The organism is Pseudoalteromonas sp. Scap06, assembly GCF_013394165.1.
Taxonomy (GTDB): Bacteria; Pseudomonadota; Gammaproteobacteria; order Enterobacterales; family Alteromonadaceae; genus Pseudoalteromonas.
Genome location: NZ_CP041330.1, coordinates 1,266,305 through 1,277,683, shown reverse-complemented (window position 1 = coordinate 1,277,683; position 11,379 = coordinate 1,266,305). Strand labels below are relative to the sequence as shown.

Annotated in this window: 12 protein-coding genes and 1 tRNA gene; 6 read left to right on the top strand and 7 right to left on the bottom strand. The window is 38.3% G+C overall.

Annotated features, from left to right (window positions below):
- Nucleotides 1–7: 7 nt before the first annotated feature.
- Nucleotides 8–84 (top strand) — tRNA-Pro (locus FLM47_RS05890).
- Nucleotides 85–355: 271 nt separating this feature from the next.
- Here the strand turns inward: FLM47_RS05890 and FLM47_RS05885 are convergent.
- A complete protein-coding gene (locus FLM47_RS05885; protein WP_178955679.1) occupies nucleotides 356–1,525 on the bottom strand; it encodes a MerR family transcriptional regulator in 1,170 nt (389 codons plus the stop codon).
- 297 nt (nucleotides 1,526–1,822) lie between these two features.
- Between FLM47_RS05885 and FLM47_RS05880 the strand changes: the two genes are divergently transcribed.
- Genes FLM47_RS05880 through FLM47_RS05870 form a run of 3 tightly spaced genes read left to right on the top strand, consistent with a single transcriptional unit; the run spans nucleotide 1,823 to nucleotide 5,468 of the window.
- Nucleotides 1,823–3,304 (top strand): PAS domain-containing sensor histidine kinase, encoded by a 1,482-nt coding sequence (locus FLM47_RS05880; RefSeq protein ID WP_138608866.1) that lies wholly within the window; start codon nucleotides 1,823–1,825, stop codon nucleotides 3,302–3,304.
- Nucleotides 3,301–3,723 (top strand): response regulator, encoded by a 423-nt coding sequence (locus FLM47_RS05875; protein ID WP_138608864.1) that lies wholly within the window; start codon nucleotides 3,301–3,303, stop codon nucleotides 3,721–3,723. The genes FLM47_RS05880 and FLM47_RS05875 overlap by 4 nt, the downstream gene beginning before the upstream one ends.
- A 23-nt stretch (nucleotides 3,724–3,746) precedes the next feature.
- Nucleotides 3,747–5,468 (top strand): GGDEF domain-containing response regulator, encoded by a 1,722-nt coding sequence (locus tag FLM47_RS05870; protein ID WP_232735491.1) that lies wholly within the window; start codon nucleotides 3,747–3,749, stop codon nucleotides 5,466–5,468.
- Between the two features lie 17 nt (nucleotides 5,469–5,485).
- On the opposite strand, the gene FLM47_RS05865 is transcribed toward FLM47_RS05870, so the two are convergent.
- From FLM47_RS05865 to FLM47_RS05850, 4 genes are all read right to left on the bottom strand, one after another.
- On the bottom strand, nucleotides 5,486–6,070 hold the full coding sequence (locus FLM47_RS05865; RefSeq protein WP_256872129.1) for a methyltransferase: 585 nt from the start codon (nucleotides 6,068–6,070) through the stop codon (nucleotides 5,486–5,488).
- Between the two features lie 147 nt (nucleotides 6,071–6,217).
- A complete protein-coding gene (locus FLM47_RS05860) occupies nucleotides 6,218–6,466 on the bottom strand; it encodes a hypothetical protein (RefSeq protein WP_008114111.1) in 249 nt (82 codons plus the stop codon).
- Between the two features lie 91 nt (nucleotides 6,467–6,557).
- On the bottom strand, nucleotides 6,558–7,109 hold the full coding sequence (locus FLM47_RS05855) for a redoxin domain-containing protein (RefSeq protein ID WP_178955675.1): 552 nt from the start codon (nucleotides 7,107–7,109) through the stop codon (nucleotides 6,558–6,560).
- 11 nt (nucleotides 7,110–7,120) lie between these two features.
- Nucleotides 7,121–7,702, bottom strand: coding sequence for an NAD(P)H-dependent oxidoreductase (locus tag FLM47_RS05850; RefSeq protein ID WP_178955673.1), 582 nt, complete (start codon nucleotides 7,700–7,702; stop codon nucleotides 7,121–7,123).
- 121 nt (nucleotides 7,703–7,823) lie between these two features.
- On the opposite strand from FLM47_RS05850, the gene FLM47_RS05845 reads away from it, so the two are divergent.
- A complete protein-coding gene (locus tag FLM47_RS05845; RefSeq protein WP_010392830.1) occupies nucleotides 7,824–8,183 on the top strand; it encodes a helix-turn-helix domain-containing protein in 360 nt (119 codons plus the stop codon).
- A 39-nt stretch (nucleotides 8,184–8,222) separates the two neighbouring features.
- Here the strand turns inward: FLM47_RS05845 and FLM47_RS05840 are convergent, their stop codons facing one another.
- A complete protein-coding gene (locus FLM47_RS05840) occupies nucleotides 8,223–9,716 on the bottom strand; it encodes an acetyl-CoA hydrolase/transferase family protein (RefSeq protein WP_178955672.1) in 1,494 nt (497 codons plus the stop codon).
- Nucleotides 9,717–10,103: 387 nt separating this feature from the next.
- Between FLM47_RS05840 and FLM47_RS05835 the strand changes: the two genes are divergently transcribed.
- On the top strand, nucleotides 10,104–10,700 hold the full coding sequence (locus tag FLM47_RS05835) for a hypothetical protein (protein ID WP_054200650.1): 597 nt from the start codon (nucleotides 10,104–10,106) through the stop codon (nucleotides 10,698–10,700).
- Between the two features lie 47 nt (nucleotides 10,701–10,747).
- Here the strand turns inward: FLM47_RS05835 and FLM47_RS05830 are convergent, their stop codons facing one another.
- Complete coding sequence (locus tag FLM47_RS05830) at nucleotides 10,748–11,299, bottom strand: flavodoxin family protein (RefSeq protein ID WP_178955670.1); 552 nt, start codon at nucleotides 11,297–11,299, stop codon at nucleotides 10,748–10,750.
- Nucleotides 11,300–11,379 lie beyond the last annotated feature (80 nt).

Below are 11,379 nucleotides of genomic sequence, written 5' to 3'. Positions count from 1 at the left end.
TCAAAGTCGGTATGTGGCGCAGCTTGGTAGCGCACTGTCATGGGGTGGCAGGGGTCGAGAGTTCGAATCTCTCCATACCGACCATTTAAATCCTTTCATAATTCTATATTATTCAATAAAAACTGCTTTCCTTTCGTACTACCTAATTTAATAATAAAAAATATCGCACATTTATCGCACCGACTAATTTATTGACTGTTTTTCTGCTTTTTGATTTCCATGGTATTGAGATTATGTGACGCCACAGTTAAATACTTTTCAAATAATAATTAAAAACACCATTCAACCGGTTAATATGAATGGTGTTTAAGCTAAAGTTATTTATTCTATGGGTTAGCCCATGGTTATTGATTTCTTAAAGCCTTTTAGCAATAAAAAACTGATAACCAAATTCGCCTAAATGAGATTTATATAAATCTATTTCATTTTGAATATCAACCACAGCTTGTGACCCAGTCATTTTTGATGCAACATCTTGTAAGCGCAGTTCGAGTGGCTCGTAATAATTCTTCCAAGCTTGCACTGATACCGTAAATGTATGCTGAAGCTGGTAGCCAGCTTTTTCTATTTGTGATTTACGTGTATTAACTGTTTGTATATCTGGATAATCGCTCTTCCAATAATCAATAGCATCTTGACTTGGGCTGTCAGTTAACCAAACTAAATCGCTAAAAACCAAAGTACCATCGTCGGTGAGTAACGATTTCCATTTTTTTAGGGCGTTTTCTATACCCATTATATAAGCCGAGGCTTCAGCCCAAATAACGTCAAACTTTTTAGTGCCAAAGTTTAATTCTGTCATGCTGGTGCATTTAGTTGATACCCGCTCACTCAAGTTATGCTGCTTTATTTTATCTTCTACTTTATCAAGCGCACTTTGCTCATTGTCAGTCGCTATTATTTCTGCGTTCGATAACCTTTCGAGTAATATTGTTGAGTAACCCTTGCCACAGCCAATCTCTAAAATTCGTTTAGGATTGGTACTAAGTAAATGAAACGCTTTTTTCGTGTCCTCTTCACTATTAGGCCCCCAAGATTCTAGTGCTGCAAATACGCTCATAAAATCTTGCATATATTTGTCATGTTCGTTCATATCTTTTGATAACCACCTAATTCTTAGAGCTTGCTTTTCGTTAAACCCTTGAGTTTTTAACCAGTCAATATGCGCATCTGGAGCCACTTCGCTAAGCATTTCATGCCATGACTTGCTACTGTTTTCTCCTAACAGAGACGACAGCAAAGCCAATGACTTTTGTTTTCGTTTAATGTCTTCTTCTAATTCGTTATAACGAAACTTAAGAACAGACTTATCTAACTTACTATCGAGGCAAGACTTACATTCAGCCAAGCTCAGTCCACCACTTTTTAGGTGTTGAACTAAACGCACCTGCTGTAAAACTCTTTCGCTATATACTCGGTAGCCACTTTCTAACCTCTTACTAGAAATTAGCTTAAGCTTTTCGTAATAAAGTAAAGTGGTCCTCGATAAACCAACTAATGCACCTAGCTCAGAAATACGATACACATATGACTCCATACATTTTTAAATGCGATGTTAAATGTAAACTATAGAGTAATAGACAGGTCAAGTGTCAACCTAAACTCTTTGTGTTGGTGTGAAATGATTTTTATTAAAAGCTGAAAGAAACACGTCTTTTATACACCTCACTCTGAACAGTACGTTCATAATGACTCGCTAAAATACAAGAAGAAATTATTAAAATTAGCATTTAAACAATATGATCATCCTCTAGATTTGCTGTTCATTACTTGTTCGACTATTACTATACTATAGGAACTACATTTACTTGCGGGATGCTTGATGGACCTTAAAAAAGTAAATAAAAAATCTAATTCGCCAAGTGTAAATGTAAATATGGATGAAGCATTTTTAACTCAGCTAGTTAATTGTTTACCCATGGGGGCAATGATAGTTAATACTGATGCTCAGATCCTTTTTGCCAATAGTCAACTATCTGAAATACTGGGGTATGAGGATTCAGAACTCATAGGAATGAACATAGATAGTTTACTTCCAGCGCAATTTAAAGCGAACCATACCCATTTGATGAGTCAGTTTTTTGTTAACCCTCGAAAACGCTTAATGGGTGAAGGTCGTGAGTTATTTGCGAGTCAAAAAAATGGTAAGCAAATCCCAATCGAAATAGGCTTAAACCCAATACACGGACAACAAGAGTTAGTTTTAGCCACACTGGTTGATATATCGCAAAGGCTGCGCGCTAACAATATGTTTCAACGCTCTATTCAGGCTGCACCACATGGTGTGTTAATAGTAGACCAAGCGGGCATTATTCAAGCGGTTAATCAATCGTTATGTAAATCTTTTGGCTACAGTGAAATAGAATTACTCGATAAAAAAATGGAAATGCTATTACCGCAGCGCTATCAAGGGCACCATTCAGCACTTCGCCATTCATTTCATCGTGAACCCAGTGTCAGAAGTATGGGAGTAGGCAGAGATTTAACCGCCTTACACAAAGATGGAAAAGAATTCCCAGTTGAAGTGGGCCTGAGTCCTTTTATAAACACCAATGACGAAGACATGGTATTTGTGTCCTTGTTAGATATAACAGAACGAAAACGAATGGAAACCGAGCTAAAAGAAAATAACACTAGCCTGAAAGAATTTACCTATGTGGCCTCTCATGATTTACGCTCTCCATTGCGAGGCATTTCAAACTTAATTGAATGGGTAAAAGAAGATTTGGGCACTACCACGCCTGAAGTCGAATATAACTTAACGCGTATTGATGATCGTATTCACAAAATGGAGACGTTAATAGATAATTTATTGGCCTATGCAAGAGCTGGTAAAGCCAGCCTAGATACTCAAGTAATCGATATGCATAAATTAATTTATAACGTTACCGAACTGTTAGATTTACCAGTTGGAATGAAGATTCATAAAGACATTCAATTAAATACCATCGTGACTGCATGGACGCCACTTGAAACCGTGGTCCGTAATTTATTAAGTAACGCTATTAAACACCATGACAGTAAAGAAGGAACTATAGAGATTAGTTGTGTAGCAGAAAATACGCTTTGCCATATCACTGTGACTGATGATGGACCCGGTATACCACCAGAGGCTTACGAGCGTATTTTTAGTTTGTTTCAAACAACTTCCGATGATAAGTCGGTTTCAGGTATAGGGCTGTCTATTAGTCGGCGCCTTGCACAAGCCCATGGTGGGCGCATTTCAGTTAGTTCAAATGAACCGCACAAAGGGTCAACATTTCATGTTTGGTGGCCACGCTTTGCTAGGAAAGAGAATTTATGATCAAAAATCTATCCATACTACTTGTTGAGGACGACGATGTTGCCGCGGAAGCCGTTACAAGAAGCTTAAAAAAAGTTGATCCTAAAATTAAAATAATTTGGAAACAAAACGGAAAACTTGCGCTAGATGCGTTACGAGAAAAAGCGCAACAAAAAGAAATATCGGAGCCTTACTTGGTATTACTTGATTTAAATATGCCAGTGATGAATGGGTTTGAATTTTTAGACCATATTCGTAAAGATAAAAACTTAAACAATACCGTTGTATTTATACTAACGACCTCCAATGAGGATAACGATCGTACTCGCGCGTATCATAACAACGTAGCAGGTTATATGGTTAAACATGCAATTGGCCCGCAGTTTGCCAAATTAGCGATACTTATGGATGCTTATATACATGCCATTGAGCTTGAATAAGCTATTTTGCAAGAGATATGGATATGAGAACTTCAATAGATGATTTTGAAAGCTGCGACACTATTAACCTACTCATTGTTGATGACGATGCGGTTGATAGAGAACATATACGTCGTATGATATCTCGCTCTAACATACAGGCGAAAATTTCAGAAGCATCCTCTATTGAAAGCTCGATGTCTTATCTTGAACATGGGGAGTTTGATTGCGTCATAGTTGATTATCGATTAGGTATCGGCTCCGGGCTTACCCTGCTAGATAATATTAGAAAGTCTGTAAATAATCATTGCGCTGTGATTATGATCACGGGATTGGGAGATGAACAAATAGCAGCAGAAGCTATGCGGCTAGGAGCAAGCGATTATTTACTTAAAAACCAATTAAAAAGCGCTCAGTTGATACACTCTATATCTAGCTCTATTCAACGCGCAAGCTCAGAGAAAAAACTTCATGACATGGCACATTACGATAGCCTAACAGGCCTAGCAAGCCGCCCTATTTTAATCGATCAACTTCAACAAGCTATTACATCTCACCAAAAGCTCGCCGTTGCCTATTTAGATTTAGATAACTTTAAACCTATTAATGACAAATACGGTCACGAAATCGGAGATTTCGTGTTGAAAACCATTGCCCAAAGGCTACAAAACACATTACGCAAGGAAGATACACTAGCGCGTATTGGTGGAGATGAGTTTATCCTTTTATTAAGAGGGGCTGCGCACACAATACAAGAATATGAGATTCTGTTACAAGACGTGCTAATTGAGGTAAATGATCCGATAAAATTAGCAGAGTTTTCGTGCTCCGTTCAAATTTCAGTCAGCATCGGCGTTGCACTTCCCAGTGATGATGGCTTAACTTGTGATGACATTTTACGAAGAGCCGATCAAACTATGTACCAAGCAAAAAGATCAGGAACAAACCGGATTCTGTTTTTTGATCCAGAGGAAGAAAGCCTAAGGCATGCAAGACATGATTTGTTATTGGCTGCTGAAAAAGGCATTGCTCGTAAAGAGTTTATTCTACATTATCAACCAAAGGTAAATTTAATGGATCACCAGTTGATTGGCGTTGAAGCCTTAATACGCTGGAATCACCCTACTTTGGGTTTACTTTACCCTGGTCACTTTTCAGAGGCATTAGAGCACCCACACATTGGTATATTAATTGGTGAATGGGTACTTGCTGAAGCCTTAAAACAACATAAAATTTGGACTAGAAATCATCTTTCTATGAGTGTAAACATCTCTCCAGCTCATTTACTTAGTGAGGGCTTTGTTGAAAACCTCAGAGAGTTACTCATCAGCACTAATAATATAAAACCAAAAACCCTCGAATTAGAAATTTTAGAGAGCACCACCATTGGAAACGTTGAACAGGCAGTCGACGTTCTCAATGGCTGTCGAAATTTAGGGGTAAGTATTGCGTTAGACGACTTTGGTACAGGTTACGCCTCTTTGAGTTACTTAAAAAAATTACCTTTAGATACATTAAAAATAGATCAAAGCTTTGTTAAAAAGCTCCTATCAGACCATGAAGACAAGTCCATCGTTACCTGTATCGTGGCGCTAAGTAAAGCATTTGGGTTTAACCTAATAGCAGAGGGGATCGAGTCGCAAGAGCTCGAAAAAGTACTTATAGATATGGGTTGCTATCATGGGCAAGGCTATTATATTGCCAAACCAATGTCTGCAGATAACATGAACTTATGGATAAAAAATATGACATCAACTAAGCACTGAATCCAAATAATATCCCTCTATTTGGATTGCCAGTGGTATACATAAATAGGCGTTTGGTAAAAATCTTTAAGCTTGATAACGTTAGTTGGTTTACATGAAGGTAAAGCGAAGGTATTACTCACAATAGTGATTTTATTATTAACTTTTTCATGCTTTAACTTATCTTCAAGCGCTACCATACCACCAGGAAACAAGTAACATACCAAAGTAGACGCAGAACTAAGATCGGCATTTTTGAAGTCTTTACGATAGAGGGTAAGATTACCTAAACCCAAACTATATTTAAAAAGCACTGAAACCATCCAAGGAAACCACGATAACTCATAGCCAATAACATGTTTATTAGGATAATTTTTAGCAACCGCTATAACGAGCGTCCCCCAACCTGAACCCAAATCAATTAATGCGCCTTTTTCATCCATGCTTATTGCATTAAGCATAGTTTGGCGCGCTTTGCTTGAGCTCATCATCGGTGAAATTCCCGTTTTTAGCGTGCTCCAAACAATAGATAAAGCGATTAGAAGAACTAAAAAGAAAAGTCCGATAGCAATAAAGTCCATACTAACTAACACCTGATAACGGTTGAATATTGATGATTTCACCTGAGCTATTTCGCTTTTACATAATAAAACTAGTGAAACCATTACATAGCGTGCCATTTGTGTAAATTTATTTTATATTTAACACCTGTTTAAAATAAAACCACAAAAAAAGCGCCATTTGGCGCTTTTTAAATTAGTAGTAAGGTACTAGTGCTTACGCCCTACGCCGTTGCGCACCATGTCTTGTCCGCTTTGGAAGATCTCTTCGGTAATTTCACGTGCTAATAAAAGTTGTTGCTTGTCATCAAACACGGCTACAAAACGGCTGCCGTCAGCATTGTTAGTTGCCATACCCACGCCTGCTACGCCGGTTAAACCTAGGCCGCCGTTTTCAACTTGCAGTAAAAAACTTTCAAGTTCAGCGAGTGTATCGATTGCAGTTAGTTTGTTTTCCATTATGGTTACTCTGTGTTGCTCGCCATAGCGAGTCTGTAAATAATATGCAGTTATTTTACAGATCATAGTGGCAAACTTAAACCATCAAACATTAACCTTTATGCATTCCACGAATAGGGTAATTATTATCAGGGTTTTTAATCCAAGTTATACCTCGCAATAAAGTAGACAGATCTGGTCTTACAAATGGGTTATTTGAGATATCAACAACTTGTATTGTACCGTGTTCATTCACTACATACACAGCAGGCTCAGCAAATAAATGGTCTGTTTCTTGAGCGTTGCGAGGTTGAGAAACATACAGCCCTAACGCATTCATTTGTTCAGGCTTTAATTCAAACGCAATGGGATAACTCACTGATAACTTCTCTTTATGTGTTAACAACTGCGCTTCGCTGTCGGCCGATACAGCAATTAAAGAAACTCCAATGTCTTGTAATGACTGTTTAATTTCTTCTAACTGATTTAGATACTGCGTACACATAGGACAATGCTGGCCACGATACACAACCACCATTTGCCAAGCAGCGTCTTGCTGGACACGCCCTAACTCTACTTCGTTACTATTTAGTACAGGGCAATTAATCTTTGGGAAACGACTCCCCGGAAGAAGTTTATTTGTATACTGTGATGCATTAGTCATTGTGTTTCCTCTCAAAAGTGTGTACTTATATGTGCTTTAAAGCGCGCTAAGTCAGTATCTATATCGGCGTTTTTCATAACATCAAAACAAGCAATGGTAGGCATTGCTGTCATACCAAAAAACTTAAAGTTCATATGCATTGGGAACATTAAGTCGTCAACACTTTTACCATTAAAAAATTCTTCTAAATTGTTAAATGACTCCTCTGGTGCGTTAAATGTGAGTGACATCATATATTTAGTATCTTTAAGTGTGCCACCTGTGCCATAACCGCTTTTTGGGTCGTCCTGGTGACGACCATCGCCATTACACATGGCGCCACCCATACCGGCTGTATACACCTCGTCCATATATCTTTTAAACGAAAATGGCACGCCCATCCAGTTAATAGGTGATTGCAGTAAGACAACGTCAGCCCATTTATGAAGTGCTAATTGTGCCTCTACATCAATACTATCTGTCATAGTTACGGTTTTAACTTCATGGCCTTTTTCTATCAGTATCGATGATGCTACATCAACTAGGGTGGCATTTAATTTGCCCTCTGAAAAAGAATAATATTGGTGTGCATTTATAATGAGTACCTTGCTCATGTGATCTCTCCAAAAATAGTACAAAAATTGGTCTTTACTTTAATGTGGTATATAATAGTTACCTGAAGAATAGATTCAATTAGTATACTTTTAGTAACCACCCTATTTTAGAGGTTAAATTTTGGAAAGCTCTATAGAAACAGATAGTAAGGGAAGAAAAAAAGTTTTAAATGCCTGCTTAGAACCTTGTGCTATTGAAAAAGGAATGCGCTTAATTGGCGGGAAGTGGACAAGCTCTATTATTTATCACTTAAAAGATGAACCTGTTCGCTTTAATGATCTAACTCGAATGTTAGGTGGAGCGAGCAAAAAAATGATAGATCAACGTTTAAAAGAGTTAGAGGCCAATAAGATGGTTTTAAGGACGGTGATCAGCACTAGACCTATTGCTGTCACCTACGAGCTCACTGAGTTTGGGCGCTCTGCACTAGGAATTCTTCACGATCTTAGGGTTTGGTCTGAGTCTAATATTTTAGACTAATTACAAAATAAAAACCCCGCAGATGCGGGGTTTTATGTATTAACTTTGCTTCATTGTGCCTTGTTGCTCAAGGCGGGTATGCCAGCTGAATGCCTCTTCTAAAATATGAGGCGTATGACCGCCACGAACACATGCACGCTCGTAGTAGTCAAGCATGGCGTTGCGATAATCTGGGTGTACACAGTGCTTAATGACTTCAATTGCACGTTCGCGTGGCGCTAAACCGCGTAAATCAGCAAGGCCTTGCTCGGTTACTAAAATATCAACATCGTGCTCAGTATGATCAACATGGCTTACCATAGGCACAACACTTGAAATAGCGCCACCTTTGGCAATTGATTTAGTTACAAACACCGATACATGCGCATTACGTGCAAAGTCGCCTGAACCACCAATACCGTTCATCATTTTAGTACCACACACATGGGTTGAGTTAACGTTGCCATATATATCAAACTCAAGTGCAGTGTTAATTGCAATAATACCTAAACGACGCACAATTTCAGGGTGGTTCGACATTTCTTGTGGACGAAGTACTAGCTTATCACGATACTTTTCAAGGTTATTAAATACTTGTGAGTTACAACGCTCTGATAAAATAATTGAACACCCTGATGCAAAATTAAGTTTACCCGCATCAATTAAATCAAAGGTAGAATCTTGTAGTACCTCTGAATACATAGTGAGGTCTTTAAAATCAGAGTCTAATAAACCCATCATTACTGCGTTGGCAATGTTACCTATACCGGCTTGTAATGGGCCTAGGTTTTCAGGCATACGCTGTTGTGCTACTTCTTCTTTAAAAAAGTTCACTAAGTGACGTGCAATAGAGGCTGTATCTGCATCTGGGTCGGTAACGGTTGAAAATGAGTCACTTTGATTGGTAAATACAATACCCACAATTTTAGCCGGATCAATTGGAATTGCAGTACTACCAATGCGGTCATCTACTTTCACTAGCGGCACTGGCGTACGTGTAGGACGATAAGATGGAATATAAATGTCGTGCAGCCCTTCAAGCTCTGGCTGGTGTAACATATTAATTTCTACAATTACCTGTTTGGCAAAAATAGCAAAGCTGGCTGAATTGCCCACTGATGTTGTAGGTACTATGTGGCCTTCTTCAGTAATAGCTACGGCTTCAATGACCGCTACATCAGGCATAGTTAACTGATGATTACGTAGCTGTTCAACGGTTTCAGATAAATGCTGGTCAATAAACATGACCTCACCGTTGTTAATCGCTTTACGTAATGTGCTGTCTACTTGAAATGGCATACGACGCGCTAACGCACCTGATTCAGTTAGTAGCTTATCTAAGTCGTTTCCTAATGACGCGCCCGTCATTAAGTTAATTTTCATTGGGTTTTCACGCACTCGCTCTGCAAGCGCACGTGGTACAGCTTTCGCTTCACCGGCACGAGTAAAACCACTCATACCCACGGTCATACCGTCTTTAATAAATAAACTGGCCTGCTCTGCAGACATTACTTTGTTGTGTAAGTCGCTACGACGAATTCGTTCTAATTGCATTTGGAACCCCTTAAACCCCATTTTTATTTGGCGCTATTCTAAGTATTTCCTTATGCTTCGTAAGCTAGACCTAAGTCTCATTTACGCATTGTTGATATAAAAACATCGCGAAGCGTTTTAATTTTGTACACTTTATTACTTAACTTATTGGTGATAATAAGGTTAAAATACTAAAAAACGCATACAACTATTTAACTCACTGAGTTTAAAAACAAACAAAACCAATTAAAATCAACAGCTTAAAATTTCAATCAGGAAGGTTGAAATTTTTAATTGTATAAAAATTTAGCCGCGCTATGCGGAGCTTACAAAATAATAAACTGTTCATTCATTGGGCAGTAACCTTGTGAGGAATAGAATCCACAATTTAGGTATTAAGGAAAATACATGGATTTGTCTGACGAAGAAATTAACTTTTTATCTGGCTTATTTGAACCTAGTCAAAGTAGTGCATTAATCAATGAAACAAAGTTAACAGTACAAGCATCAATACCAGATGGTATTGCGCATTTACTTGGTCAAGCTAAATTAACCTTATTAGCAGAAGTAGCCCACTACCAACTATGGTTCCCACTTCAATTTAAAACCGATGAATTAGGCCATTTCAGTACTGTATTAGAAGCCCCCGAAGTAATTGACACTAAAGGTATTCAGCGCAGCTGGCGGTTGAGCGAATTAAATATCCAAAGCCAAGGTTTTTGCATTGAATCTATATCTAGCACAGGGATATTTTTAAAACCCACATCAGTACACAGTGAACTTGATGAGTTGCAGAATATGCAATTTATTTTACCCAACGAAGCGGCGATATCATTAGATATAGAACCGGTTAGGCAGAGTAAGTGTGGCATAGCAGCAAAAATTAAACACATTCACCATGGTAAAGAGCAGCTAAGAGCGTATTTATTTGAAGTTCATAAACGTCAATTTTCAAGCCTATACCAGCTAGAGCACAAACAACAAAAATTGGAATTATCAAACTAAAAAAGCCACACAATGTGGCTTTTTTAACTTATTTTATCGAGTGACTTTTACTTTAAGCGTTTGGCTATATCAGCTACACGTTCGCCGTATAAACGGGCCGTTTCTAAATCGCCTGATGGAATAGCAGATTCATCTGCATCAGTAGGTGATTGCACTAATACGCCAACTGAACCGCCTAAATTATTGATGTCTTGACGAGTTGATTCCAGTTTATTGGCCGGTGGTAACCCTAGGCTTACCCAAATTCCACCATGTTGCGAAGCCAATGTTTGCATACTAATTAGAGTGACTTGTTTATCGCCATTTAGGCTGCCGCTATTAGTAAACCCGCCAAATATTTTGTCTTTCCACCCCATGGTAAACCATACTTTAGAGGTAGCATCAACAAACTTTTTAAACTGCCAAGGATATGAGCCCATATAGGTAGGTGCACCAAAAATAATGGCGTCTGCATTGTTTAACGTATCCCAATCGGCGTCTTGTATATCGCCATTTTCATCAATAGCAATAAGTTGAGCGTTTGCTCCATCAGCTACAAATTCAGCCACTTTTTTGGTATGGCCATATCCCGAAAAATAAATAACCGCTACTTTACTCATGAACCTTCCTTTTGTTGTGATTTAATAAACACGCTTTAAATATAGTATGGCCGCTAAAGTTAAAATCAACTAAGCAGCGT